This window comes from Micromonospora qiuiae, assembly GCF_016863555.1.
GTDB classification, from domain to species: domain Bacteria; phylum Actinomycetota; class Actinomycetes; order Mycobacteriales; family Micromonosporaceae; genus Micromonospora; species Micromonospora qiuiae.
The window spans coordinates 94332-120338 of the sequence record NZ_BOPC01000028.1 but is presented as its reverse complement, the minus strand read 5'-3'; the positions used below and the strand labels follow the sequence as shown (position 1 = coordinate 120338).

Genomic DNA, 26007 nt, shown 5'->3' with positions numbered 1-26007 from the left:
CCGGCCCGGCCCGATGGCGGCCCGGCCCGGCCCGATGGCGGCCCGGCCCGGCCCGATGGCGGCCCGGCCCGGCCCGATGGCGGCCCGGTGCGGCCCGATGGCGGCCCGGCTCGGCCCGGCGTTGCCCCGCCGATCGGTCCGGCCCCGGGACGTCCGACCGGCGTCACCGGAGAACATGGCGAACCGTCACCGACAGGGGCCCGCGCGGCCACCCCGATCCTGCGACCCGACGACCGGCTGGCCGGGCGCGCCGCGCCACCGCACCGGACCCCCGAGCCCGCCGATGTCCCACCGGGGCCCCCGCCGCCGCGTGCCGGCGAGAACCCGGCCGTGGCCCGGGCCGCCGTGGCCTCCGTCGACCCGGTCGGGCAACGGCCCGGTGCGGAACCGCCGCTGCCGGGATCCACCGAGCCGGAGCACCCGGACTCCGACCGACCCGAGGACGACCCGTCCGACGTCGGCCAGGAATCGCGCCGGCAGGCCGGTGGCGAGCAGCGGATGCGGGCGATCATCCTGGCAGTGGTCAGCGTGGTCCTGCTCGGCGGTCTCCCGGCCTTCTTCGGCGTACAGGCGATGCGGCAGGATCCGGTCTTCGTCTCGCTGAACGAACTGGACGTGCCCGACTGGGCCGCCGTCGAACCGGTCGATGACGTCAGTGGCAGCCGCTGGTGCCTGCTCGACTGCCGGCTGCGGGAACGCACCGTCAACTCCGAGCGGTCGCCGGAGGAGACGGCCCAGGTCTACGAGGCCGCGCTGAGCCGGGACGGTTGGCAGCGGTGGACGCCGGACTACTGCCCCGAACAGGAGGAGAAGGGCAGCTACACCTGCTGGCGGCGGGACGAATTGACCCTCGACCTCTGGGTGCGGGCACCCGCCTGCGTGCCGCCGCCGGTGGACGGGGAGCCGGCGGTGGTGCCGGAGCCGGATCCGTCGACCGCGGCGGAGGAGTGCGCCGGATCGTTGGTGTCGGTGAAGGTGCGTAACGCGATCGACGACGAGCGGACCCGGCCACAACCGACCACGGACCCCTCACTGACCGGTGTGGACCCCTATCCGACGCTCGGCGAGGATCCGCTGGGCGAGTTGACCCCATCAACACCGTCCTGAGCCGATCGTCATCACGGACGGTAGGGTCTGCTTCTGGCGGCCCGTGTGCGCGTGCTGGCCGGACCGCCGGGCGTTGGTCGTGGGCGAGACGGTCGTGCGTCTCAGGACCGTCGAGGTCCCGGGACATCTGGTTGAGGAGGACAGGCGTGGGCTTTCTGGAAGTCGCGGCGTTGGTCGCGGCGATCGCGTTCGCGATGCTGGTGCTGATCCTGACGCTGCCCATCCTGCGGTTGCGTCACACGGTGGACGCCACCACCCGGATGATCAACGACCTCAACGACCGGACCGGCCCGCTGCTCGGTGACGTCAACGCCACCGTCCGCAACGTCAACGTCACGTTGGAGCAGGTCCAGACGTCGATAGACGGCGTGAACCTGCAACTGGCCAAGGTCGACGCGATGACCAGCCACGCGCAGAACATCAGCGCCAACGTCGCCAACCTGGTCACCGTCGTCTCCGCCGCCGCCGCCAACCCGCTGGTCAAGGTGGCCGCGTTCGGCTACGGGGTGCGCAAGGCGACCGCCGCCCGCCGGCACGCGGAGACCGAACGCGAGGTCCGCGACACCATCAAGGCTCAGCGGCGCGCCGCCCGGCGCGGGAACCGCTGACCGCGAGGAAGCGGAGGTACGAGCATGAGGCGCCTGTTCTGGCTGGGCATCGGGCTGGCCGTCGGCGTGGTGGTGGTCCGCAAGGCGACCCGCGCCGCGCACGCGTACACCCCCGCCGGCATCGCCGACAACCTGTCACAATCCGCTGGCGGCCTGGTCGAGGAGCTGCGTAGCTTCGTGGCGGACGTACGCGCCGGAATGGCCGAGCGGGAGCAGCAGATCCACGAGGCGTTCGCTCAGGGCGAGGCGTTCGACGACCAGTTCGCCGAGTTGCGGGAGGACCCGCAGATCGGTGACCGAGAGATCTTTCCGGAGGAACACCAGCGATGAAGACGGCGGAGATCAAGCGGCGGTACCTCGCCCACTTCGAGGCGCACGGCCATGCCGTGGTGCCGTCCGCTCCGCTGCCTGCCATCAGCGACCCGAACCTGCTGTTCGTCAACGCCGGTATGGTGCAGTTCGTCCCCTACTTCCTGGGCCAGCAGACCCCGCCGTACCCGCGTGCGGTGAGCGTGCAGAAGTGCATCCGTACGCCGGACATCGACGAGGTCGGCAAGACCAGCCGGCACGGCACGTTCTTCCAGATGAACGGCAACTTCTCCTTCGGTGACTACTTCAAGGACGGGGCGATCCCGCTCGCCTGGGAGCTGGTGACCAAGCCGGTCGATCAGGGCGGCTTCGGGCTGGACCCGGAGCGGATCTGGGCGACGGTCTACCTCGACGACGACGAGGCGTACGACATCTGGCGCCGCACCGGCGTGCCGGCGGAGCGGATCGTGCGCCGCGGCAAGGCGGACAACTTCTGGTCGATGGGCATCCCGGGCCCGGCGGGCCCCTGCTCGGAGCTGTACTACGACCGTGGCCCGGCGTACGGCGCCGAGGGCGGCCCGGAGGTGGACGAGGACCGGTACCTGGAGTTCTGGAACCTCGTCTTCATGCAGTACGAGATCGCGGACGTGACCAGCAAGGAGCACTTCCGCATCGTCGGTGAGCTGCCGAAGAAGAACATCGACACCGGCATGGGCCTGGAGCGGATGGCCTCCATCCTGCAGGGCGTCGACAACCTCTACGAGATCGACGAGGTCCGGCCGATCCTGGACCGGGCGGCCGAGCTGACCGGCAAGCGGTACGGCGCGCACTCCGGCCAGGCCGCCAACCAGTCACACCCGGACGACGTGCGGCTGCGGGTGGTCGCCGACCACGTGCGTACCGCGCTGATGCTGATCGGTGACGGGGTGACGCCGTCCAACGAGGGCCGTGGGTACGTGTTGCGGCGGATCATGCGCCGGGCGATCCGGGCGGTGCGGCTGCTCGGCTGGCAGGAGCGCGCGCTGCCCGAGCTGCTGCCGGTGGCCCGGGACTGCATGGCGCCGTCGTACCCGGAACTGGCAGCAGACTTCGACCGGATCGCCGCGTACGCGTACGCGGAGGAGGACGCCTTCCTCGCCACGCTGCGCGCCGGCACCACGATCCTGGACACCGCGATCGCCGAGACCCGCACCGCGGGCGGCAAGGCGCTCTCCGGGGACAAGGCGTTCCAGCTGCACGACACCTACGGCTTCCCGATCGACCTGACCCTGGAGATCGCCGCCGAGCAGGGCCTCACCGTCGACCAGGAGGGCTTCCGCCGGCTGATGGCCGACCAGCGGTCCCGGGCCAAGGCTGACGCGCAGGCCCGTAAGACCGGGCACACCGACCTGTCGGCGTACCGGTCGGTGCTCGACGCGGGTGGTCCGGTGACCTTCACCGGCTACACCGAGGTGTCCCGCGAGTCGACGGTACGGGCGGTGCTGGGCACCGACGGCCCCCGCGCGGCGGCGGTCGAGGGCGATCTGGTCGAGCTGGTGCTCGACACCACCCCGTTCTACGCCGAGGGCGGCGGGCAGCAGCCCGACCACGGCATGATCACCGTCGGTGGCGGCCAGGTCGAGGTCCTCGACGTGCAGCAGCCGGTGCCCGGGTTGATCGTGCACCGGGCCCGGGTGATCCGGGGCGAGGTGCGAGCGGGGGAGACCGGCTACGCCGAGATCGACACCAGCCGCAGGCGGGCGATCTCCCGGTCGCACACCGCGACGCACCTGGTGCACCAGACGATGCGGAATTTCCTCGGCGAGTCCGCCACCCAGGCCGGCTCGCTGAACGCCCCCGGCCGGCTCCGGTTCGACTTCAACACCGCGACCGGGGTGGCGCCGAGCGTGCTGCGCGACGTGGAACAGCAGGTCAACGAGGTGCTCCTGGCCGACCTGGAGGTGCACGCCTTCGTCACCTCGATGGAGGAGGCGCGCCGCATCGGCGCGATGGCGCTGTTCGGCGAGAAGTACGGCGATCAGGTCCGGGTGGTCGAGGTCGGCGACTACGCCCGCGAGCTGTGCGGCGGCACCCACGTGTCCCGCTCCGGCCAGCTCGGCCTGGTCAAGATCCTCTCCGAGTCGTCCATCGGGTCCGGCGTACGCCGGGTCGAGGCGCTGGTCGGCATGGACGCGTTCAACTTCCTGGCCCGTGAGCACCTGCTGGTGGCCCGCCTCGCCGAGCTGTACCGGGTCCCCTCCGAGCAGGTCGCCGAACGGGTCGAGCAGACGGTCACCCAGCTGCGCGACGCCGAGAAGGAGTTGGAGAAGCTGCGCGCCCAACTGGTGCTCGGCGGCGCCGCGGCGCTGGCGGCCCAGGCCAAGGACGTGCGGGGGATCGCGTACGTCGGCACCGAGGCGCCCGAGGGGGCGGCCGGCAACGACGTACGCACCCTGGCCCAGGAGATCCGGGGCCGGATCGATCCGGCCCGACCCGGTGTGGTCGCGGTGGCGGCCCGCTCGAACGGCAAGGCGTCCCTGGTGGTGGCCGTCAACCCAGCCGCCCGCAGCCGAGGGCTGGCCGCGAACGACCTGGTCAAGGCGGCCTTCTCGGGTCGCGGGGGCGGCAGTCCGGACCTCGCCCAGGGCGGCGGGCTGCCCGAGTCGGAGGTGCCGACCCTGCTGCTCACGGTCGAGAAGGCGATCGCCGACGCGTGAGCCACCAGCGAGGCGGATCAGGGCGGACCGGAGCGGTCCGCCCTGACCTGTCTGTCGGGAAGGTGACGGCCCGTGACTGAGCTGCCTCGTGGCGTGCGGCTGGGCGTGGACGTCGGCCAGGTTCGGGTGGGGGTGTCCCGGTCCGATCCGCACGGGGTGCTCGCCACCCCGCTGGTCACCCTCGCCAGGGAGCAGAACCCCAGGTCAGACATGGTGCCGTCGGACGTCGCCGAACTTGCCGCGCTGGTCGCCGAGCACGAGGCGGTCGAGGTGGTGGTGGGCCTTCCGGTCAACCTCGCCGGCAAGCATGGACCCGCGGCGGAGCATGTAAAGGCGTACGCTCGACTTCTGGCTGGTGTGATATCGCCGGTACCGGTGACGCTGACCGACGAGAGGATGTCCACGGTCGTGGCGAGTCGCAGACTTGCCGAGCGGGGTGTCCGGGGGAAAAAACAACGCGCGGTGGTCGACCAGGCCGCTGCGGTAGAGATTCTGCAGAGCTGGCTGGATGCGCAGCGGAGGCGGACGCCATGATGGACGAGCTGGATCTCGGGTTCGACGAGCGCGAGAGGGGTGACAAGGGCAAGCACCGACGCGGTCGTAAGCGCAACGGCCGATCCGGTGGTGGCCGGGGCAAGACGATCTTCGCCCTGTTGCTGGCGCTGGTGCTGCTCGGCGGCATCGGTGGTGGTGCCTTCTACGGCTTCGACCGGATCCAGAACTTCCTCACCACCCCGGACTACGACGGCGCCGGCACCGAGGAGGTGACGGTCCAGATTCCGCAGGGCGCGTTCCTGGCCGACATGGCCGTGGTGCTCTACGAAGCCGACGTGGTCAAGAGCACCAAGGCGTTCATCAACGCGGCCAACGACAACTCGCGCAGCCGCAACATCCAGCCCGGCACGTACAAGTTGCGCAAGCAGATGAGCGGCGAGAGCGCCCTGGCCGCGATGCTCGACCCGGCCAACCGGATCGTCAACGGGATCACCATCCCTGAGGGGCGCACCGCGAAGAACATCTTCAAGTTGCTCAGCAAGCACACCGACATTCCGGTCAAGGAGTTCGAGGCCGCCGCGAAGGACCCGGAGAAGCTCGGCGTGCCAGACTGGTGGTTCAAGCGCACCGACGGCAAGAAGTCCAAGAAGTCGATCGAGGGTTTTCTCTTCCCGGACACCTACGAGATTCCGCCGGACGCCACCGCCGAGACCATCCTCAAGCAGATGGTGGACCACTTCCTCACCGTCACCGGGCAGATGGAGTTCGCCGACCGGGTGGAGAAGGAACGCGGCGGGATCAGCCCGTACGAGGCGTTGATCGTCGCCTCCCTCGCGCAGGCCGAGGCCGGCACCAAGAAGGACCTCGGCAAGGTCGCCCGGGTCGCCTACAACCGGGTGTACTCGGGAACCTTCAACTGCGGCTGCCTGGAAATGGACGTCACGGTCAACTACTACCTGGAGATGACGGGGCAGAAGACCAAGACGTCGGCTGAGATGTCGAGGGACGAACTGCTCGACACCAACAACCCGTACAGCCGGAAGCTGCGCGGCATGGTCCCCACCCCGATCAACAATCCTGGCAAGGAAGCCCTCGAGGGCGCCATGGCTCCGCCGAACGGGAACTGGCTCTTCTTCGTGGCCATCGACAAGGCGGGCAACTCCGCCTTCACCAAGGACTACAACGAGCACTTGAAGAACATTGACAAGGCCAAGGAGGCCGGCGTCCTGTGATATCCGGCCCCCTGCGGCCCGTGTCGTGCTCAGGTCAGGTCGACGGTCGCCGTGGTGCCGGTGGTGTCGGTGGGGTCGATGGTGAAGCGTGCGGTGCGGTCACCGGCGGTGACCGTGTAATCGCCGAGGAAACCCTCGACGGTGACGGTGCCGTCCGCGTCGGTGCGCATGGTGGTGGGCGGCAGCCACCACTCGCCCTTGATGAGGGCTTCCAAGGCGTCGTACGACGGTTTGCGGCTGCCGTCGGCGCGGACCAGACCGGCGGGGGCACCCAGCCACGCGCCCTGGTCGGTGAGCCCCCAGTAGTTGATCGACTCGACTGCGGGGTGGGCGAGTAGGGACCGGTAGTGCCGGGCGATTTCGTCGGCCTGCCGGGCCTCGCCCTCGGGGGTGCTCGGCCACTCCGGGATCTGGTAGTCGTTGAGGTCCACGATCTCGGGCGGCATGAGGTGGCCGGAGACCAGCGTGGTCTCGGTCAGGTGCAGCGGCAGGCCGTACCGGGCGAACCGGTCGAGCATCTGCTGCATCTCTTCCTCGCCCCGATACCCCTGGTGCATGTGGGTCTGCAGCCCGATCGCGTCGATCCGGATCCCGGCTTCGAGGACGCCCTCGATCAGGCACTCGTACGCCGAGCTGAGGTCGAAGTCGTTGAGCAGCAGTGTGGCGCTCGGGTTGGCCGCGCGAGCCTCCTCGAACGCCAGCCGCACCATGTGGATACGGCCCCGGGCCCGCGCCAGGGGGGTGATCGCGTTGTCGCCGTTGGCGAAGACGGGCATGATCACCGCTTCGTTGATCGCGTCCCAGGTGTCGATCAGGCCGGCGAACCCGCCGACCAGGTCACGGATGCGGGCCCGTTGCAGCCGTTCGACCTCGTCGAGGTCGAGGCCGAGCAGCCACGGCGGCTGCACGGTGTGCCAGACGAGCGGATGGCCCTTGACCGTCACGCCGCGCTCGGCCAGCCACTGCGCCGTCTTCGTCAGGCGTTCGGTGTCGGGGACGCCGCGCTGCGGCTCGTATCTGCCCCAGTAGAACGGCAGGGTCGCGGTGTTGAACAGGTTGAGCCACAGCTCGCCCAGCAGGTCCAGGTCCACCTGGTCCGTACCGCCGAAAGACTGGCCGTCCGCCTCGGGGCGGGGGCCACCGACGAGGTCGACGAAGTCGAAGCCGATGTTCCCGAAGCCGAAGGCGTGCCGCTGCTGGGCGACCGTCACCATCTGCTCGGCGAGCGGCTGCCCCCCGGGCCCTCGTACCGTGAGCGTGGTCTTTCCTCTGCGATGCCGCAGGCTGGTGTCAGACATGCCTCTCCTTCGCCCGGCCTGGTGGTGAGCGACGTTCATGATCCCGTATGCCGGGGGACCTGTCGCAGCGGCCCATTCGGGGTTGAATACCGTTGACGGTTGGCACTACGGCTGGGGAGGAACGTTGGCTGTGTCGGTGCACAGGGCGGCGGTGGTGGGCAAACCGATCGCGCACTCGCTCTCCCCGGTGATCCATAACGCCGGCTACGCCGCCGCCGGGTTGACCGGGTGGTCGTACACCCGGATCGAGTGCGCGGCGGCGGAGTTGCCGGGCCTGGTCGCGGGCTTGGGGCCGGAGTGGGCCGGGCTGTCGGTGACCATGCCGGGCAAGGAGGCGGCGCTCGCGGTGGCCGCCGAGGTTTCGCCGGTCGCCGCCGCGGTGGGTGCGGCCAACACGTTGGTACGCCGTCCCGACGGTTCCTGGTACGCCGACAACACCGACGTCAGCGGCATGGTCGAGGTGCTGACCGAGGCGGGCGTACGCCCCGGCGCCACCGTGACCGTGCTGGGCGCTGGCGGCACCGCGCGGGCGGCGCTGGCGGCGGCGGCCCGGCTGCACGCGTCGGCGGTGGCCGTGGTGGCTCGCCGGCCGGCGGCGGTCGCCGAACTGGCCCCGGTGGCCGACATCCTGGGGCTGGCCATGACCGCCGCCCCCTGGTCCGAGGCGTCGACCCTCCTCAACGCCGACGTGGTGATCTCCACCGTGCCGAAGGGCGCCGCCGACGACCTCGCGGGCGCGGTGCCGAAGGGTGCCGCCGACGAGTTCGCGGACACGGTGCCGAAGGGTGCCGCCGACGAGTTCGCCGGCACGGTGCGCTGGCGGCCGGGCACGGTGCTCTTCGACGCGATCTACGACCCCTGGCCGACCCCGCTGGCCGCCTCGGCGGGCGCGGCCGGCTGCCGGATCGTCTCCGGCCTGGACCTGCTGCTGGCCCAGGCCATCGGCCAGTTCGAACAGTTCACCGGCGTCGCCGCTCCCCGCGCCGCCATGTCCGCCGCCCTCGCCGCCGCCCGCGCCGGCTGACCCAGTTCGGATCGAGCGGTCGTCCGCGCGGATGCGCTGCTGAAGCGTGTCTCCGGGAGACCCTCTTCTATGCCGACCTGGAGGCCGACCAGCGCCAGTCAGCTGTCCGTCCTGGTCATGAGCCGAGCAGCGGAGGCTCCATCGCCGCACTGAGCCGAACGCTGGCGGCGGCGCGCTGCGGGCGGCCGATCCGAGATCTTGGACAGTTTCCGTGCGACGGGGGCTCGCGGAGAAATAAGTAGTAGCTTCACGTATTTTTCCTCGTTGATCTGGTATGTCGATCACGGTTGAGGTCCAGCGGATGCTCGCGGTGAAGCTTGAGGTGATCCTGCCGCATCTGGATGAGCGGCAGCGTCGTCTGTTGCTGGCGGCGGAGGCCCGATCGTTGGGGCATGGCGGGATCCGTGTGGTGGCGCGGGCCGTTGGGGTCCGGGAAGCGACCGTCTCGGCGGGGATCGACGAGTTGGAAGCGGGCGCGCCTGTGTTGGGTCGGGTTCGCCGGCTCGGCGGTGGCCGGAAACGGGCCGTGGAAAGGGATCCGGGTTTGCTGTCCGCGTTGATGGCGTTGGTCGAGCCGGACGAGCGGGGAGATCCGATGTCGCCGTTACGGTGGACAACCGTATCGACCCGGAGCCTCGCCGAGGCGTTGACCCGGCAAGGGCATCGGGTCAGCGCGGGCACCGTCGGGGGCTTGTTACGGGAGCAGGGGTTCAGCGTGCAGGCCAACGCGAAGGTCTTGGAGGGCCGCCGGCACCCGGACCGCGACGAGCAGTTCCGTTACCTCAACGAGCAGGTCAAACAGCATCAGGACACGACCGATCCGGTGATCAGCGTGGACACCAAGAAGAAGGAACAACTCGGCGAATACGCCAACCCCGGCCGACAGTGGCGCCCCCGTGGGCAGCCGACCGCCACGCGTAGCCACGACTTTCCCGAGCCGGACACCGGCAGGGCGGTGCCCTATGGCATCTACGACCTGACCGGCAACACCGGATGGGTCAACGTCGGCACCGACCACGACACCGCCACGTTCGCCGTCGAGTCGATCCGCCGCTGGTGGACCAGCCGCGGCCGCCACGACTACCCACACGCCCGCCGGCTACTGATCACCGCCGACGCCGGCGGCTCCAACAGCTACCGCAACCGCACCTGGAAAACCGAACTAGCCACCCTGGCCGCCCAAACCGGCCTGACCATCACCGTCTGCCACTTCCCACCCGGCACCTCGAAATGGAACAAAATCGAGCACCGTCTCTTCTCCCACATCACCCAGAACTGGCGCGGCCGGCCCCTGACCAGCCACGAAGTCGTCGTCGCGTGCATCGCCGCGACCACCACCCGCACCGGACTGCGCGTCCACGCCCAACTCGACACCAACACCTACGACCTCGGCGGGACCGTCACCAACCAACAACTAGCCGCACTCCCACTACACCCCCACCACTGGCACCCGGACTGGAACTACACCCTGCAACCCCCACCAACCGACCAACCCCCCACACCACCACAACCACCACACCACCACACCCCGACCTGACCTGGCTCCACCACCCCACCATGACCGGCCACACCCACACCGACTGGAACGACCTCATCACCATCCTCACCGCCCTGGAACACCAACCCGCCCGACGCGGCCCCGCCCCAAAACTCACTACCGCCGACCGACTCCTGATCACCACCCTGCACCACCGATTCCGGCTATCCCAGATCAAACTCGCCGCCCTGGCCGACATAAACGTCGAAAACCTCAACCACTGGATCCAAAACACCCGGCGACTACTCCAACGAGCCGGACGCACCATCCCCACCACCCCGCAACGACTCACCACCCTCGACGCCTTCTTCGCCTACGCAGCCGCACACGGCATCACCCCACCCACCAAGATCAAACCTGCGAGTTAAAAACCCACAAGCCCCGGCTAGCGGAAACTGTCCAAGATTGACACTTAGATCGCCGCTCCGCCGTAATGGCGGTGTCCCGGCCGCTTGGACATGGCCGTACCGACGAAACGGAGTCGATCAACTGGCTCTGGCTTTGCCCGCCTCGGCCCTATCGCCGCCCTATTGCCGGTCGCTTCATCGGGGCTCGAGATTGGTGTGGCGGGACCAGGCGAGGAATCGGGTGAAGAGGGCGGCCGGGTCGGGGGCGTCGTGTGGGTTGAGGTGGTAGAGGTCGCGCATGGCCTCGTACATCAAGCCGGCGAGGTAGATCGACAGGCCGATGGGGTTGCCGTCGTACTCCACTCGCAGCAGCAGTCGAGCCTCGCCGCAGGGCCAGGGCTGTCCGTCGGCCCGGCAGCACCACATCGGCCGCAGCGGGGTGTGCGGCACCCCGCTGCCGGTGGCGCTCGGGCGCTCGGGGTGGGGGCCGCGATCCGGCGGCGACAGTCGGGTCGTGATCACTGTTGGCCTCGGTGCGTCCGCCATAGTCGGCCTCCCAATCGGCGTCTTGGTGGGGCCGTCCGGGCACGGGGGAAGTTCACGGACGGCCCCGAAGCAGGAACCACCCCGTCCCTCCCTGGATAGGAGCGGCTCCGCTGCGTGACAGTCTGGATAGGACGTCTTACTGTCGGTAGGTGCGCGTGACATCTGCGCATGTATCAGGGACAACCGGGCGGAGCTGGCGAATCGCCGAATGGAGAAGGGCAGGGGTGGAGATCGATGGGGAGCGCTGTCGATTACGTCCGCGAGGAACTGCGGCTGCTGCGAGTGCATCTCAGGTTGAGTCAGGACGACTTCGGTCGCGGCATCGGCTATTCCGGGTCGCACGTCAGCTCGGTCGAGACCGGTGGTCGACCGCCCACCAGGGATTACATGCTCTCCGTCGATCGTGCCCACGACCCGGCCTTCGATGCGGAGGCTGGGGAGGGACGCTTCACCCGGATGCTGCGGGAACTGTCGAAACTGGAGCAGACGCCCGCCTGGCTGCGTGAGTGGATTGAGCTGGAACGCGAGGCAGCGCTCCTGCGCTGGTACGAGCCCGCGTTTCTGCCCGGCGTCCTCCAAACGGAGGCGTATGCGCGGACCACCATGAGCGGCAACCTGTATCTGCCCGGCGAGATAGACCAGTTGGTGGCTTCCCGCCTGGAGCGGCAGGCCATCCTCACCCGCGACGCGCCGGTGCCGCTGGTGGTGATCATCGACGTGATGGCGCTCCGCCGCCCGGTCAACGGGCAGCCCGACATGATGCGGGAACAGCTCGAACACCTGGTCAAGATGTCCGAGTTGCCGCACGTCCGGATACTCGTGGTGCCCGAGGAGGCGGGACTTTACCCTGGCTTGCAGGGCGGTTTCATCGTGGCGACCCTGAGCGACGGCTCACTGGTGGCACACCTCGATCACCAGGTGCGCGCGCAGGTGGTCAGCCAGACCGATGACCTTGCTACTCTCCAGCGGACCTGGGAGGCGGTCCGGAGCGAGGCCCTCCCGCGCAGGCAGTCACTCGAGCTGATCAAGGAAGTGGCGCAGACATGGACATGACCGGCGCCAACTGGCGCACGTCGACCTACTCGGGCAGCAACGGCGGATCCTGCGTCGAGGTTGCCGACAACCTGCCCGGCGCGGTGCTGGTGCGCGACACCAAGGACCGCGACGGCGGCACCCTTGCGTTCACGCCAGGCTCCTGGCGGTCCTTCGTCGACCTGGCGAAGCGAATCGGTCCGACGGGCTGACCCGCACAGGCGGTGAGAGCGGGCCCTCGGCGTACCGCCATGGTCCTCGGCGTCGTCGGCGCGATGCTCGGGCTGGCGGCGACCATGATGTCGCTGCGCGATGCCCAGCCGACCGGCCCCGCCGGAGCACCTCGGCTGGGGCCGGGGCGGTGCGGGGGTGTCTCGGCGAAGCTGGTGCCCTCGTGCGGTGCCTGGTGGGGGATGTACTCGCGGACCGACCCGGCGACCTGGGACCACGGTCGGGCGATTACCGACGTCGAGGCACAGGTCGGGCGGCGCTTCGACATCGTGCACCGCTACCACGACTTCTCCAACGCCGGCAGCAACGGCGCCTTTCCCGACGCCTACCAGCAGCGGCAGATGCGCGAAGGACGGATCATGTTCTTCGCCTGGGAGACCCGGATCTTCTCCTCGGGCACGGTGCTGACCTGGCGGGACGTCCACAGCGGCCGGTACGACGCCACGATCGACGCGGTCGCCGAGCGGATCCGGGCCGCCGGTGTGCCGGTCTTCCTGGGCTTCGACCACGAGCCGGAGGACGAGCCGGCCAAGGGGAGCGACGCGGACTTCGTCCGGGCCTGGCGGCACGTGCATGATCGGTTCACTGCGGCCGGGGTCGGCAACGCGGTCTGGGTGTGGACGGTGATGGGCTGGTCCGGCCACTACCATCGGTACGCCGGGCTCTACCCCGGTGATCGATACGTGGACTGGGTGGCCTGGGACCCGTACAACTTCCACGCCTGCACCGGCAATCCGACCTGGAAGAGCCCGAGCGAGACCATCGGCCCGTTCTATCGATGGCTCGACGAGCACGGCATCGGTGCGGGTAAGCCGCGGATGCTGGCCGAGTTCGGCACGAACTTCGACGCGGGTGACCCGAGGGCCAAGCGGCGCTGGTTCGAGCAGTTCCCGGCGGCGCTGCGTGCCCATCCCAAGGTCAAGGCCGCGATCTATTTCAATTCGCCGGGCGTGACCCGGACGACGAGCACCTGTGACATGACCATGAACCATGACGCGGCGGCGCTGGCCGGGTTCGCCGCCGCCGGGCGCGACAGCTATCTGCGGCAGCCCAGGAAGGGGCGCTGACCGGGCGCGTGACGTGGACCGGATGGAGGCCCGACCCTTGGTGTCTGATTCCGGATCCGCTAAACGACCAATCGGCTGATATTGCCCTCCGTGCCTGACGGGGGACGCTACGTGAATAGTCGTCCACTCTGGAGGCGTAGCGTGCCCAGAATCTCCTTCCCGTGGCGTCCGGCCCGGTTCCGAGCCGGACTGGTCGCGTTGGTGACCGTGGCGGCCGTGCTGGCCGTGTCCACCGCGACAGCCGCGGCGGCCGTGGTGCCGGTGCCGACGTCGGGCACTCTGGTGTCGACGAATCCCGCCGACCACACCCCGCACGCTCGCGACGGTGAGGCCCGTGCCTTCGCGCAGGTGGGCGAGATGGTCTTCGTCGGCGGCAACTTCACCCAGATCCGGCAGACCGCCAGCTCGCCGTGGCTCGCCCGGGCCTACCTGTTCGCGTACCACCGCTCCACCGGGGCGATCTCCACGGCCTTCCTGCCGGCGCTGGACGGCGCGGTCAACGCGCTCGTCGCCGGGCCCGGCGGGACGTTGATCGTCGGCGGGGCCTTCAAGAACGTCAACGGGGTCGCCCGGCGCAACCTGGTGGCGCTCGATCCCGTCACCGGTGCGACTGTCGCCAGCTGGGTCGGCCGCTCGGACGGCGGGATGATCCGCGACATGGTGCTACACCAGAATCACCTCTACCTGGCCGGTGCCTTCAACTGGATCAACGGCACCGCCCACTCCGGACTGGCCCGGCTCGACGCCACGACCGGCGCCGTCGACCCGGCCTTCGCCGTTGACGCGACCGTCGGCCGGCACGGCACCGGGTCGTACGCCTGGACCATCGACATCACCCCGGACGGCCGCACCCTGGTCGCCGGGGGCAACTTCCAGTACGTCGGCGGCCTGGCCCGCAACCAGCTGGCGCTCATCTCCCTCACCGGGACGCCGAGCGTGATCGACTGGAGCAGTGAGAAGTTCGCGCCGCCGTGCGCCGCCCCGGAGACGTTCACGCACTACGTGCAGGACGTCCGCTTCGGCGGGGACGGCAGCTGGTTCGTGGTCGGCACCAACGGCGGCGCCGGCTGGCCGGCGGCGTACTGCGACGCGCTGGTTCGCTTCGAGACCGCCGCCCGCGGCGCCAACCAGCTGGGCACCTGGGTCAACTACACCGGCAACGACACGATCACCTCGGTGGAGGTGGCGGACAACGTCATCTACCTCGGCGGGCACTTCCGCTGGCTGAACAACCCCAACGCCAGCGACGCGGCCGGTCCGGGCGCCGTCGACCGGCTCGGCATCGCCGCGGTCACCCCGGCCACCGGCATGCCGGTGAACTGGAACCCGGGCCGCCGGGGCGGCAGCTCGCTGCCGGCGGGTGCCAGCAACTGGGGCTCGGCGGTGCCGGTGCTCTGGCGGGGCAGCGGCGGCCTCTACTTCGGGCACAACTCCGACGGGATGGGCAACGAATACCACGGCCGGCTCGGTGTCTTCCCTCTGGCCGGCGGGCGCGACCTCGTGCTGCGGAACCCACCCACCGCGACCACCGGTCACCTCTACCTGAGCGTGGGCGAGGGACTGCTCGCGAAGGTGCCGTTCAACGGTACGACGCTCGGCGCCGCCACCACCGTCAGCCAGCCGAACTACACCCAGGCGGGCGCCACCTGGCGGGTGGACGACCGGATCTACTGGTCGCACCGGGTGGCGGGCACACCGACTGGTAGCCGGATCGACATCTCGATGTTCAACGGCGGCGCCATCGGGGTGCCGTGGGAGTCCTCCGGCTACAACGCCTGGTTCAACCCGGCACAGATGACCGGCGCCTTCTACCTCGACGGGCGTCTCTACTACACCCGCAGCGGGGCGAACCAGCTCTATTACCGGTACTTCGAGCCGGACGGCAACTACCTCGGCGCCACCGAGTTCAGCCTGCCCACCACCGGCGTCACCTGGTCGTCGGTGCGGGGCATGGCCTGGGTCGGCGGGCGGATCGTCCACGGTGGCACCGGCGGTTCGCTGCGCAGCGTCCCCTTCGACCCGACCGCCGCACCGGCAGCGGTGGTCAACGGTACGCAGAGCACGGTACTCAGCACCGGAAGCTCGGGGTTAAGCTGGTCCACCCCATCGATGTTCTTCTCGGTGCAGTGACCAGCGACGCAGACCCCGCATCGAAAGACCTGACCGACGGTGAAGCCGGATGACTGACGCCTCGCACGGTCCCTGGCCCGCCGCGCCGTCCGCCGGCGAGGGCGCGGCGGAGCGGACGCTGACCCTGGGCGACCTGATCCGCGTACCGCTGCACCGCATCGGACTGGTGGCGGCGGCCACCGCGGTGGGCCTCGTCGTGGCGTTCGGATATCTGCTCCTGGTGCCGGGCCGGTACACCGCGAGCGCGGTGGTGGCGGTCCGTCCGGTCGTCACCGACGCCTTCAGCCCCAGCGGGGCCGCCGCCGACCGGGCGGTGAACATGAACGTGGAGAGCGGCATCGCCACCGGCACCGAGGTGGTGCGCCGGCTGGCCGAGCGCAACGGGCAGGACCAACGGGACGTGCGGGACGCCCTCGACGTCGAGGTGCCGACCGGTGGACAGATCCTGCGCTTCACCTATCGGGCGCGTTCGCTGGACGAGGCGGTGCGCAGCGTCAACCTGGCCGCCGAGTCCTACCTGGACATCCGCCGGACGATGTACGAGCGGCAGCGCACCGAGATGCTCCGCTCGTACGACGAGAGCATCGCCAAGGTGGCCGCGCAGCAGGCGGCGGTGCGCAAGCGGCTGGCCAACGCCGGCCCGGGTGGCGGCGACGCGGCGGCGGCCGAACTCACCGGGATCAACAGTCAGCTGACCCAACTGAACTCCGCGCGTACCGAGATCGCGGCGGTGGACGTGAACCCGGGCTGGGTCACCCGGGCCGCCGAGCCGGAGATGACCTCTTCCGGCGGCGGCCGGCAGGCGCTGCTCCTGCTGGCCGGTCTGCTCGCCGGAGCGCTCGTCGGCGGGGTGCTCGCGTACGCCTGGGAATCGGTGGACCGGCGGGTCCGCTCGGCCGACGACGCCCGGCGGGTGAGTGGTCTGCCCCTGCTCGGCACGGTTCGTGGTGGGGGCGGTATCGCCGGGCGCCGAAGCGCGGACGACGCCGACATCAGATACGTCGCCATGGCGATCGCGGAGCGGGTTCACCAGCCGGCCCGGGTCACCGTGTTGAGCGCCGGAGAGGACCCCACCCCGATCACCGCCCGGCTGGCCGTCGCGCTCGCGGTCGCCGGTCGGGAGGTCTTCGTCGCCGACGACAGCGGGCGTCTGGACCGCCTCCGCGACGCGGTGCTCGCCGACCGGGAGCGGCTGCCGGCGTACGTGGACCCGACGCGGCAGCGCTTGCCGAGACCGCGTCCGCCGACCGACACCGATCCGATCACCGAACGGATCGGGCCCGTGCGTCGCCGTCCGTCGCCCTACCCGGTCGGTACGCGCACCCCGGCCGACCCGGACGCCACCCTCACCCTGCCCCGGGCGACCGCCGAGGGCGGGCCGAACGGGCGGGCCGCCCGCGACGACGGGCTGCGGGTGGGCGCCGGACGGGTACTGCTCGGCACGTTCCAGCACGGGGCTCGCCACCCCCTGCTGCTGTTCAACGCGCCGCCGGCTGATTCCGATGAGCGGGGGGTCGCGGCGGCCCGCCAGGGCAGCGCGGTGGTGGTGGTGGAACGGCACCGGACCCGACAGAGCGAACTGCGCCGGCTGGTCGAGCGACTGCGTGCCGCCGGGGTGAACACGCTGGGCATGGTGTTGACCCGCGACGGGCGGGTCTGATCCGTGCCCGCCACCCGCGCGCCAGCGGCGACCGATCCGCTCGGCGACGGGCCGCCGGAACCCGCCTGGTCGGACCCGCCCGGTCCGACGCCCCGGCTGCCCGGCTGGCCGCTGATGCTGATGTTCGGTCTGGTGCCGCTCTGGTGGTTGCTCGGCGCCTTCTACCTCGGCTGGTCGCTGCTCGGCGCGGTGCTGCTCGCGCTGCTGCTGGTGCGGGGGCGCGTACCGCTGCCGCCGGCCACCGGGCTCTGGCTGCTCTTCCTGGCACTCGTCGCGATCAGCGCCACCCGCCTGCCGGCACCGGTCGCGCTGGCTCCGTTCGGACTGCGGCTGGGCTTCTACGTCACCGCCCTGGTGGTCGGCGTCTACGTGTACACCCGGGCCCGGGAAAGCACCGACCCCGCGCAGGTGCTCCTGCCGCTCTGCGCGTTCTGGTTCGGTCTGGTCGCGCTGGGCTGGCTGGGTGTGCTGGCCCCGCGGTTCGCCCTCACCACCCCGGTGGAGCTGCTGCTGCCCGCCGGGCTGGCCGGCAACGACTACCTCCGGGACCTGGTGCACGTCACGGCCACCGAGTACAGCCTGCGGGCGGCGGATCCGGTCTACCGGCCGGCGGCGCCCTTCCCGTACACCAACAACTACGGCAGCGCGTACGCGATGACGCTGCCCTGCGTGGTGGCGTTCACCATGCTGCGCCGCCGGGGCGCGCTGCGCTGGACGGTGCTGGCGTCGCTGCCGTTGTCGCTGGCGCCGGCCTTCCTCACCCTGAACCGGGTGATGTTCGCCAGCCTCGGGGTGGGCCTTGCGGTGCTCGGCGTTCGGGCCGCGCTGCGCGGCAACTCGCGGGTGGGTTTCTCCGTGCTGGGCGTGCTGTGCGCCGCGCTGCTCACCGCCCTGTTCATTCCGGTCGCCACGTTGATCGGTGATCGGGTCGCGGCCAGCGACACCAACGCCGACCGGTTCGCGCTCTACGCCGAGGTGGTACGCCGGATCGGCCACTCGCCGTGGCTCGGCTACGGCGCGCCGGTCAGCTCGGACACCGTCACCGCGCAGGTGCCGGTCGGCACCCAGGGCCAGCTCTGGATGGTGCTGTTCAGTCACGGCGTACCGGCGCTGGTCTGCTTCCTCGCCTGGTTCGTGGCGGCCACCGTGATCTGCGCCCGGGCGGTCTGCGCCGCCGGGCAGTGGCTCGCCGTGGTGCCGGTGATCTGTCTGGCGCAGATTCCGTTCTACGGCATGGCGAGCCCGACCATCTCCGTGGCCTGCTTCGCCGTCGCCCTGTCGATGGCGCTCGTCGCGCGCCAGGCGCGCACACGGACGCCCACCGACGCGGTGGCGGTGCCCGGATGATCACCCCGTCGTGGCCAGCCGCTGGCGTGACGCCGAACCGGGCCGACGACGCCGCGTCGGCACCCGGCGACCACGGGTCGGCACCCGACCGGTCCGCCGTCGAGGCCGCGGGGGAGACCCGGCGCAGCGCGCGCGCCGCCTCGGCCGGTCTGCTCGGCGCGGCGGTCAACGGGCTCCTCGGCTTCGTCCTGGTGGTGGTCATCACCCGTGGCTACGGCGCCAGCGGGTCGGGGGCGTTCTTCGCGGCGATCGGAGTGGTGACGGTGGCCGCCGCCCTCTGCACCCTGGGCGCGGAGACCGGGCTGATCTGGATGCTGCCGCAACGGCGTACCGGCGCGGCGGGCGACGCGGCGCGGCTGCTGCCGGTGGCGCTGATTCCGCCGCTGTCGGTCGCCGTCCTGGTCGGTGTCGTCGGGGCGCTCGGGGCAGCGCCGGTCGCCGCCCGGCTGCTGGACACCTCCGCCGGCGACGGCGCCGTACTCGTCGCGCTGAGCTGCGCCGCGATCCCCGTGGTGGTGGCCATGACGCTGCTGCTGGCCGCCGTGCGCTGCGTACGGCCGCTGCGCGCCTACCTCGCCGTGCAGTCGGTGCTGCTCCCGCTGGCCCGTCCCGCGCTGGTCGGCCTGGCGGTGCTGGCCGGCTGGGGGCTGGTGGCCGGGCTGGCCGGCTGGCTGGTGCCGGCGGCGCTGGCCCTCCTGCTCTGCCTGGCCCTGGTCGCCGGCCCGCTCGGCGTCGGCCGGGGCGCCGCGCTCCGACCGGCACCGGAAGATTGGCGTACGTTCTGGCGCTTCGCGCTGCCCCGGGCCGCCTCGGCGGCGATGGACACCGGTGCCGTCTGGGTGGGCGTGCTGCTCACCTCGGTGCTCGCCGGGCCGGCCGAGGCGGGCGTCTTCGGCGCGGTCGGCCGCTACATCCTCGCCGGCCAGTTGGCCATGCACGGGCTGCGGGTGGCGGTGTCGCCCCAACTGTCCCGACTGCTCGGCCAGGGGCGGCGGGCCACGGCGGCGGCCGTGCACCGGCAGATGACCGCCCTCGCCGTGCTGCTCTGCTGGCCGGTCTACCTGCTGCTGGCGCTGCACGGCGCGACGTTCCTGGCGGTCTTCGGGGCGGACTTCGCCGCCGCCGGCACCACCGCCATGGCGGTGCTCGCCGCCGCGATGCTGGTGAACACCGGGGTGGGCAACGTGCAGAGCCTGCTGCTGATGAGCGGGCGCAGCGGACTGCACCTGGCCTCGACCTCGGCCGGGCTGCTGGTCACCGTCTCGCTCGGCCTGCTGACGATCCCCGGTCGGGGTGCGACGGGTGCGGCGCTGGCCTGGGCGGCGGGGATCGTGGTGGAGAACCTCGTCGCGTACCGCTGTGCCCGGATGGTGGTCGGCCAGCCGCTCGTCGACGCCGCGCTGGTTCGCGTCGCCGGGCTGGTCGTCCTCGCGGTGGGGGGCGCGGCGCTGCTCGGCCTGCTGGCGCTGGGAGATGGCCCGGTCGGCCTAGCGGTGGCGGTGGGTCTGCCGGCCGCCGGCTGCCTCGGCCTGTTGGCACTGCCCCGGGTGCGCGCCCGCGTCGGCGCCGCCCTGGCACAGATTCGTGAGCGCGAGCCGGGTGGGCCTGCCGCCGCGCCAGAGCCGTCAACGAAGGGCAGGTGAGGCTCGTGCCGCCGCTGCGGGACCGGGTGAAGCAGGTGATTCCCCGCCAGGTGACGAACCGGGTACGGGAAAGTCTGGTCGACTACGGCGTACGCACCAGCGACCGCCGGCCGCTGCCGGACTTCCTCATCATCGGCACCAAACGGGGCGGCACCACCTCGCTGTGGAACTACCTCATCCGGCATCCGCTGGTGCCCCGGCTCTTTCCCGCCTGGAACACCAAGTCGTCGCACTACTTCGAGGAGAACTGGCACCGCGGCGAGGCGTGGTACCGCTCGCACTTTCCGACCGTGCGGCAGCGGGAGGCGCTGGAGGGTCGCCACGGCGGCCCGGTGCGGGTCGGCGAGGCGGCCCCGCTGTACATGTTCCACCCCCTCGCCGCGGCGCGGGTCGCCGCGCTGATGCCGTCGGTGCGGCTGATCGTGCTGTTGCGCGACCCGGTGGAACGGGCGTACTCGCACTGGAAGGAACGGCGCGCCAACGGCGTCGAGCCGTTGGACTTCGCCGCCGCGCTGGCCGCAGAGCCGGAGCGTACGGCGGGGGAGCGGGAACGGCTGATCGCCGAGCCGGAACACGTCAGCGCCCCCTACGACTGGTACACCTACCGGGCCCGGGGCCGCTACCTGGAACACCTGACGCCGTGGCTGGAACGCTTCGACCGCTCCCAGTTCCTCTTCCTGCCCAGCGAGGACCTCTACCGCGACGCGCGGGCGGCCTTCCGGCGGACCCTGGACTTCCTCGGCCTGCCCCCGGTCGAACTGCCCGACTTCACGGTCCACAATCGCACCCGCTCCACGCCATTGGACCCGGCGTTGCGGGCTGAGCTGACCGAGTACTACCGCCCGCACAACGAGGCGCTACGCCAGCGGCTGGGGCTGGCCCTCGACTGGCCGGACCGGGTGGCGTGAGGGTGGCCGGCAGCGCCTCGACCGACCCCCGGTGCCGGGCCGACGGGCTGGGCTGGGTGAGCCGGGCGGTCTTCGGCGACGAGCGGATCGCGTTGACCGTGGGCGTCGCGCCGCCGGCCGGGTACGCCGTCGCGGCGCGGTACGCGATCGTGCCGTCGGTCGCCCGGGCGCGTTTCCTGCTGCCGCTCGGGGCGCCCCGGGCCACGGCGGCGGCGCTGCTGGCGTACAACGCGCTGCGGCCGGCCACGATCCGCCCGATGCGCGCCGTGCTCGGCGTCGCCGCCCGCGTCGGCGCGGTGGACCGGGCGCCCTTTTCGGCCCTGACCGTCGCCCTACCCGCCGGGCTCGACCCGGCCGAGGTGCTCCTCGCCGACCGGCTCGCCGCCCTCCTTGGCGGCGGTGCGCGGTACGCGGCGTGCGGCGTCCGCCCGCCGGACCCGAACCACAAACCCACCCTGCAACTGTTCGACCGTGCCGGGCAGCCACGCGGGTACGCGAAGATCGGGTGGAATCCGGCGACCCGGGGGCTCGTCGCGGCGGAGGCGACGGCGCTGCGGGAGCTGTCCGGGGTGGCCGGAATCGCCGGTCATCCCCGGGTGCCCCGGCTGCTCGCCGAGGCCGACTGGGACGGGCGGGCGGTCGCGGTGGTCGAACCGCTGCCGCCGCAGGTACGACGGGTGCCGGCGGGCGCGGCACCCGATCCGGTGGCGCTGCTCGCGGTGGCCCGCCGGCACCGGCCACCGGCCGAACCCCGACCGCTGGCCGGCTCACCCTTCCTGAGCCGGCTGACCGCCGAGGCACGGCGGGCCGCCGCCACGACCCCCGGCGGGTCCCGGGCGGTGCGGGCGGTCGCCGCGCTGGCCCGCCGACACGGCGACGTCGCGGTCGAGTTCGGGCACTGGCACGGCGACTGGGTGCCGTGGAACCTCGGCCGGCAGGCCGGTGACCTGTTCGCCTGGGACTGGGAACACAGCGGGCCCGACGTGCCGGTCGGCTTCGACCTGGCCCACGACGCCTTCCACCGCGCACTGCTGCTGCGTGGTGAGCCGGTCGCCTCCGCGGTCGCCGCGATGACGGCGGGACTGGCCCGGCACGGCGCGTGCCTGGGCCTGGACCAGCGGCGGCAGCGGCTGGTGGCCGACGCGTACCTGCTGGAGCTGTGGCTGCGCACCTGGCGCCTGGCCGATGCCGGTGCCGGCTGGAACCGGCGACTGCATCCCGCCCTGCTGGACATCGTCGAACAGTCACCCGGCAACTGATCGGCGGCGGCGAATGGTGGAAAGGACGCCTTGAATGCGATAAGTATCGATGGCCTGACGGAATCCAAGCGAACTTTGTGGGGAGTCGCGTGGACGCGAAGAACCGGAAAACCGGCCAACCGCCGCTGCTGCTGCTCGTCGGCTCCAGCGGTGGACACCTCGCCCAGCTGCTGGCGCTGCGGCCCTGGTACGAGAAATGGCGGCGCTGCTTCGTCACGTTCGACACGCCGGACGCGGTGTCGCTGCTCGCCGGCGAGGAGATGGTCCTGGCCCACCATCCGACCACCCGGAACCTGCGCAACCTGCTGCGCAACGGGGTGCTGGCGGCCCGGGTGCTGCGCCACCGGCGGGTCGCCGCGGTGGTCACCACCGGGGCGGGCGTGGCCGTTCCGTTCGTCGTGCTCGCCCGGCTGCGCGGCATCCCGACCGTCTACATCGAGGTCTACGACCGGATCGACACGCCGACGCTCACCGCCCGGCTGTGCCGCCCGTTCCTGTCCGTGATGCTCGTGCAGTGGGAGGAGCAGCGCCGCCAGTACCCGGAGGCGACCGTCGTCGGGACGTTGCTGTGAGCGGTGTCCTGCCGCCCGTCGACGCCCGACCACAGGTGCTGGTGACCGTGGGCGCCGACCGGCATCCCTTCGTCCGGCTGGTCGACTGGCTGCGACAGTGGTACGCCGAGGTGGCCGGTGAGGTCATCCTGACCGTGCAGCACGGCTACACCCCGGTCGCGGACCTGCCGGACGCGGTGCCGTTCCTCGGGCACGCCGAGTTGCAGAAGGCGATGGACCAGGCGGACCTGGTGGTCTGCCACGGCGGGCCGGCCAGCATCCTGGAGGCCCGCCGGCACGGGCACCTGCCGATCGTGGTGCCCCGGGACCCGGCACACGGCGAGCACGTCGACGACCACCAGCAGCGTTTCGCCCGCCGGCTCGGCGCGGCCGGGCTGATCGCGCTCTGCGAGTCCCGGCAGGATCTGCGGGACGCGCTCGCCGCCGGCCTGTCCGACCGGTCGCGGTTCACCGTGGCGGCGGACCCCGAGTCGGTCGACCGGCAACAGGCCGCGGCACACCGGGTGGGACTGATCGTCGACGATCTGATCGCCACCGCCGCGCAGCGCCGGCACCGCCCCTGGTGGCCGCCGTGGCGGGGACCGGGACGCGACGAGGGAGGACAACCGTGACCCGATACCCGCCGGTGAGCGTCGTGATACCCACCCGGGACCGCCCGGAACTGCTGTCCGCCGCAGTCCGGGCGGCCGTGACGCAGGACTACCCCGCGCCGGTCGAGGTCATCGTGGTGTACGACCAGTGCGAGCCGGACGCTCGGGCCCCGGCTGCGTGCGATCCGTCGACAGCGGCGCCGCCCGCGCTCCCCGCACCACACCGGTCGGTGCGGGTGCTCAGCAACACCCGCACCCCGGGCCTGGCCGGTGCCCGCAACACCGGCACCCTGGCCGCCACCGGCGAGCTGGTCGCCTTCTGCGACGACGACGACGAGTGGCTGCCCGGCAAGCTGCGCGCCCAGGTCGACGCCCTGGCCGCATCCGGCGCGGCCTTCGTCACCTGCGGCATCCGGATCAGCTACGACGGGCACACCGTCGAGCGGGTGCTGGACCGCGACTCGATCACCCTGGCCGACCTGCTGCGGGACCGGATGACCGAACTGCACCCGTCGACCTTCCTCATCCGGGCCACCGCGCTGCGCGACGGCATCGGACTGGTTGACGAGAAGATCCCGGGCGGCTACGCCGAGGACTACGACTTCCTGCTCCGGGCCGCCCGCACCGCCCCGCTGGTCAACCTGCCCGCCGCGTACGTGCTTGTGCGCTGGCACCGGCGGTCGTACTTCGCCCAGCGCTGGGACACCATCGCCGATGCGTTGCAGTGGCTGCTGGAGCGCCATCCCGAGTTCGCCACCCAGCCGGCGGGCCAGGCCCGGATCGCCGGGCAGATCGCGTTCGCCCGCGCGGCCCGTGGCGATCGGCGCGGGGCGCTGCGCTGGGCGCGCCGCACCCTTCGCCGCAACCCGCGCGAACCCCGGGCCTACCTGGCCCTGGCGGTGGCCGGGCGGGTGGTCCGCGCCGACGCCGTACTGCGCACCCTGCACCGCCAGGGCCGGGGCATCTAGAACCGGTCTTGATTCGCGGCCACGTCGTCCCGGTGCCGCTCAGCCCAGAGTTTGAGCTGACGCACCGTGCGGTGCAGCGAGAGTCCGAGTTCGGTGAGTTCGTACGAGACGGTCACGGGGACCGTCGCCGTCGCTGCCCGGGACACCAGCCCGTCTCGCTCCAGAGATTTGAGCGTCTGCGAGAGCATCTTCGGGCTCACCCCGGCGAGCAGCCGGGCGAGCTCCGAATACCGCATGGGGCGCGGATCACCGTCACAGTGCGGACCGCTGCCGAGGGCGGAGAGGACGAGGATCACCCACTTTCCAGAGATCCGTCCGAGGATCTGGTGGCTCGGGCACACCGCCAGGAACGCGTTGTACTGCGCCTTGGCCTCGGCCTTCCGCTGCGCGGCGGTCATGGTTGTCACGTGCCCTCCTTTTGCCAGGTAGCAACTCACTTTAAAGTAACTACTTCCGGATGGATAGCAGCTGGCGGAAACTGGTCCGCGACCGTCCGGTTCGCAAGCTGCATCGAAAGGCTTTGTCATGACCACGACCACACTCGACCTGCCCGGTGGCACCTGGACCCTTGGTGACACCACGGTCACTCGCTTCGGTTACGGCGCGATGCAACTCGCCGGCCCCGGGGTCATGGGACCGCCGAAGGACCACGACGCCGCCCTCGCGGTTCTGCGGGAAGCGGTCGACCTCGGCATCACCCACATCGACACCGCCGAGACCTACGGGCCCCGCGTCGTCAACGAGCTGGTCCGAGAGGCACTGCATCCGTACCCCGGAGACCTCTTCATCGCCACCAAGGTCGGCGGGCGCCGTGACGCCCGGGGCGGATGGCCTACCGCGCGGAAGCCGGACGAGCTTCGCCGGCAGATCGCCGACAACCTGGAGACCCTCGGCGTCGACGTGCTCGACCTGGTGCACCTGCGCCTCGGCAACGCGCAGGGTCCCGTCCCCGAGCCCATCGGTGCGGCGTTGGAGGCTCTCGCCGACCTGCGGCAGCAGGGCGTCATCCGGCACCTCGGCGTCAGCAACGCCACTAGCGAGCAGGTCGCGGAGGCTCAGCGCATCGTCCCGATCGTCTCCGTGCAGAACATGTACAACCTCGCCGTTCGACACGACGACGCCCTGATCGATCGGCTCGCCGCCGAGGGCGTCGCGTACGTGCCGTTCTTCCCGCTCGGCGGCTTCAGCCCGCTGCAGTCGGAGGCCCTCACCGCTGTCGCGGCCCGGCTCGGAACGACACCGATGTCCGTCGCGCTGGCCTGGCTGTTGCGCCGATCGCCGAACATTCTCCTCATCGCCGGCACGTCCTCGGTGGCGCATCTCCGCGAGAACATCGCCGGCGCCGGCCTCGAACTCCGTGCCGAAGACCTCGACGAGCTGAACGGGATCGCCGGCTGAGCG

General features: G+C 71.3%; 23 protein-coding genes and 1 pseudogene. 21 read left to right on the top strand and 3 right to left on the bottom strand.

Going from position 1 to position 26007, the window contains the following annotated elements; genetic code table 11:
- Positions 1-498 precede the first annotated feature (498 nt).
- The 6 genes from Vqi01_RS11585 (at position 499) to mltG (ending at position 6447) form a co-directional block, all read left to right on the top strand.
- Complete coding sequence (locus Vqi01_RS11585) at positions 499-1107, top strand: hypothetical protein (RefSeq protein WP_204034752.1); 609 nt, start codon at positions 499-501, stop codon at positions 1105-1107.
- 146 nt (positions 1108-1253) lie between these two features.
- Positions 1254-1715 (top strand): DUF948 domain-containing protein, encoded by a 462-nt coding sequence (locus Vqi01_RS11580; protein WP_204034731.1) that lies wholly within the window; start codon positions 1254-1256, stop codon positions 1713-1715.
- 24 nt (positions 1716-1739) lie between these two features.
- Positions 1740-2045 (top strand): hypothetical protein, encoded by a 306-nt coding sequence (locus tag Vqi01_RS11575; protein WP_204034730.1) that lies wholly within the window; start codon positions 1740-1742, stop codon positions 2043-2045.
- The gene (gene alaS / locus Vqi01_RS11570; protein ID WP_204034729.1) at positions 2042-4720 is read left to right on the top strand and encodes an alanine--tRNA ligase; all 2679 of its coding nucleotides are present in this window, start codon (positions 2042-2044) and stop codon (positions 4718-4720) included. Before Vqi01_RS11575 ends, alaS begins: the two co-directional genes overlap by 4 nt.
- Before the next feature lie 72 nt (positions 4721-4792).
- The gene (gene ruvX / locus Vqi01_RS11565) at positions 4793-5254 is read left to right on the top strand and encodes a Holliday junction resolvase RuvX (protein ID WP_204034728.1); all 462 of its coding nucleotides are present in this window, start codon (positions 4793-4795) and stop codon (positions 5252-5254) included.
- The gene (gene mltG, locus Vqi01_RS11560) at positions 5251-6447 is read left to right on the top strand and encodes an endolytic transglycosylase MltG (RefSeq protein ID WP_204034727.1); all 1197 of its coding nucleotides are present in this window, start codon (positions 5251-5253) and stop codon (positions 6445-6447) included. The genes ruvX and mltG overlap by 4 nt, the downstream gene beginning before the upstream one ends.
- Before the next feature lie 29 nt (positions 6448-6476).
- Here the strand turns inward: mltG and Vqi01_RS11555 are convergent, their stop codons facing one another.
- Positions 6477-7745, bottom strand: a complete 1269-nt coding sequence (locus Vqi01_RS11555; protein WP_204034726.1) for an endo-1,4-beta-xylanase — start codon at positions 7743-7745, stop codon at positions 6477-6479.
- Positions 7746-7896: 151 nt separating this feature from the next.
- Here Vqi01_RS11555 and Vqi01_RS11550 point away from each other — a divergent pair, with 151 nt between their 5' ends.
- Both Vqi01_RS11550 and Vqi01_RS11545 read left to right on the top strand, forming a co-directional pair.
- Entirely contained in the window at positions 7897-8769 is an 873-nt protein-coding gene (locus tag Vqi01_RS11550; RefSeq protein ID WP_239098332.1) for a shikimate dehydrogenase, read from the top strand.
- A gap of 274 nt (positions 8770-9043) precedes the next feature.
- Positions 9044-10674: pseudogene (locus tag Vqi01_RS11545) on the top strand (ISAzo13 family transposase).
- A gap of 174 nt (positions 10675-10848) precedes the next feature.
- On the opposite strand, the gene Vqi01_RS11535 reads toward Vqi01_RS11545, so the two are convergent.
- Positions 10849-11199, bottom strand: a complete 351-nt coding sequence (locus tag Vqi01_RS11535; protein WP_204034722.1) for a hypothetical protein — start codon at positions 11197-11199, stop codon at positions 10849-10851.
- Positions 11200-11433: 234 nt separating this feature from the next.
- On the opposite strand from Vqi01_RS11535, the gene Vqi01_RS11530 reads away from it, so the two are divergent.
- The 12 genes from Vqi01_RS11530 to Vqi01_RS11475 all read left to right on the top strand — a co-directional run bounded on the left by Vqi01_RS11530 (position 11434) and on the right by Vqi01_RS11475 (position 24606).
- A complete protein-coding gene (locus Vqi01_RS11530; RefSeq protein WP_204034721.1) occupies positions 11434-12252 on the top strand; it encodes a DUF5753 domain-containing protein in 819 nt (272 codons plus the stop codon).
- Positions 12249-12443, top strand: a complete 195-nt coding sequence (locus Vqi01_RS11525) for a DUF397 domain-containing protein (protein WP_204034751.1) — start codon at positions 12249-12251, stop codon at positions 12441-12443. Before Vqi01_RS11530 ends, Vqi01_RS11525 begins: the two co-directional genes overlap by 4 nt.
- A gap of 12 nt (positions 12444-12455) precedes the next feature.
- Positions 12456-13529 (top strand): glycoside hydrolase family 26 protein, encoded by a 1074-nt coding sequence (locus tag Vqi01_RS11520; RefSeq protein ID WP_239098329.1) that lies wholly within the window; start codon positions 12456-12458, stop codon positions 13527-13529.
- A gap of 189 nt (positions 13530-13718) precedes the next feature.
- Positions 13719-15659: a hypothetical protein gene (locus Vqi01_RS11515; protein ID WP_204034750.1), complete on the top strand. Its 1941-nt coding sequence runs from the start codon at positions 13719-13721 to the stop codon at positions 15657-15659.
- A gap of 49 nt (positions 15660-15708) precedes the next feature.
- Positions 15709-17319 carry a lipopolysaccharide biosynthesis protein gene (locus Vqi01_RS11510; protein WP_204034720.1) on the top strand — a complete coding sequence of 537 codons (1611 nt, stop codon included), beginning with the start codon at positions 15709-15711 and terminating at the stop codon, positions 17317-17319.
- A gap of 3 nt (positions 17320-17322) precedes the next feature.
- Complete coding sequence (locus Vqi01_RS11505; protein WP_239098328.1) at positions 17323-18666, top strand: O-antigen ligase family protein; 1344 nt, start codon at positions 17323-17325, stop codon at positions 18664-18666.
- Positions 18663-20309 (top strand): lipopolysaccharide biosynthesis protein, encoded by a 1647-nt coding sequence (locus Vqi01_RS11500; RefSeq protein ID WP_204034719.1) that lies wholly within the window; start codon positions 18663-18665, stop codon positions 20307-20309. Before Vqi01_RS11505 ends, Vqi01_RS11500 begins: the two co-directional genes overlap by 4 nt.
- A 5-nt stretch (positions 20310-20314) precedes the next feature.
- Positions 20315-21217 (top strand): sulfotransferase domain-containing protein, encoded by a 903-nt coding sequence (locus Vqi01_RS11495; RefSeq protein WP_204034748.1) that lies wholly within the window; start codon positions 20315-20317, stop codon positions 21215-21217.
- Positions 21214-22476 carry a hypothetical protein gene (locus Vqi01_RS11490; RefSeq protein WP_204034718.1) on the top strand — a complete coding sequence of 421 codons (1263 nt, stop codon included), beginning with the start codon at positions 21214-21216 and terminating at the stop codon, positions 22474-22476. The genes Vqi01_RS11495 and Vqi01_RS11490 overlap by 4 nt, the downstream gene beginning before the upstream one ends.
- An 89-nt stretch (positions 22477-22565) precedes the next feature.
- Positions 22566-23048: a glycosyltransferase family protein gene (locus Vqi01_RS11485; RefSeq protein ID WP_204034717.1), complete on the top strand. Its 483-nt coding sequence runs from the start codon at positions 22566-22568 to the stop codon at positions 23046-23048.
- Positions 23045-23659 (top strand): glycosyltransferase, encoded by a 615-nt coding sequence (locus tag Vqi01_RS11480; protein WP_239098327.1) that lies wholly within the window; start codon positions 23045-23047, stop codon positions 23657-23659. The genes Vqi01_RS11485 and Vqi01_RS11480 overlap by 4 nt, the downstream gene beginning before the upstream one ends.
- Positions 23656-24606, top strand: a complete 951-nt coding sequence (locus tag Vqi01_RS11475) for a glycosyltransferase family 2 protein (protein WP_204034716.1) — start codon at positions 23656-23658, stop codon at positions 24604-24606. Before Vqi01_RS11480 ends, Vqi01_RS11475 begins: the two co-directional genes overlap by 4 nt.
- Here Vqi01_RS11475 and Vqi01_RS11470 read toward each other — a convergent pair.
- A complete protein-coding gene (locus tag Vqi01_RS11470) occupies positions 24603-25013 on the bottom strand; it encodes a winged helix-turn-helix transcriptional regulator (protein ID WP_204034715.1) in 411 nt (136 codons plus the stop codon). The two genes, Vqi01_RS11475 and Vqi01_RS11470, sit on opposite strands and share 4 nt — an antisense overlap.
- A 118-nt stretch (positions 25014-25131) precedes the next feature.
- Here Vqi01_RS11470 and Vqi01_RS11465 point away from each other — a divergent pair, with 118 nt between their 5' ends.
- Complete coding sequence (locus Vqi01_RS11465; protein ID WP_275408780.1) at positions 25132-26004, top strand: oxidoreductase; 873 nt, start codon at positions 25132-25134, stop codon at positions 26002-26004.
- Positions 26005-26007 lie beyond the last annotated feature (3 nt).

Coding starts and splice junctions, on each gene's coding strand:
- Vqi01_RS11585 (WP_204034752.1), top strand. CDS start 499: ATGCGGGCGATCATCCTGGCAGTGGTCAGCGTGGTCCTGCTCGGCGGT.
- Vqi01_RS11575 (WP_204034730.1), top strand. CDS start 1,740: ATGAGGCGCCTGTTCTGGCTGGGCATCGGGCTGGCCGTCGGCGTGGTG.
- alaS (WP_204034729.1), top strand. CDS start 2,042: ATGAAGACGGCGGAGATCAAGCGGCGGTACCTCGCCCACTTCGAGGCG.
- mltG (WP_204034727.1), top strand. CDS start 5,251: ATGATGGACGAGCTGGATCTCGGGTTCGACGAGCGCGAGAGGGGTGAC.
- Vqi01_RS11555 (WP_204034726.1), bottom strand. CDS start 7,745: ATGTCTGACACCAGCCTGCGGCATCGCAGAGGAAAGACCACGCTCACG.
- Vqi01_RS11535 (WP_204034722.1), bottom strand. CDS start 11,199: ATGGCGGACGCACCGAGGCCAACAGTGATCACGACCCGACTGTCGCCG.
- Vqi01_RS11530 (WP_204034721.1), top strand. CDS start 11,434: ATGGGGAGCGCTGTCGATTACGTCCGCGAGGAACTGCGGCTGCTGCGA.
- Vqi01_RS11525 (WP_204034751.1), top strand. CDS start 12,249: ATGACCGGCGCCAACTGGCGCACGTCGACCTACTCGGGCAGCAACGGC.
- Vqi01_RS11510 (WP_204034720.1), top strand. CDS start 15,709: ATGACTGACGCCTCGCACGGTCCCTGGCCCGCCGCGCCGTCCGCCGGC.
- Vqi01_RS11500 (WP_204034719.1), top strand. CDS start 18,663: ATGATCACCCCGTCGTGGCCAGCCGCTGGCGTGACGCCGAACCGGGCC.
- Vqi01_RS11465 (WP_275408780.1), top strand. CDS start 25,132: ATGACCACGACCACACTCGACCTGCCCGGTGGCACCTGGACCCTTGGT.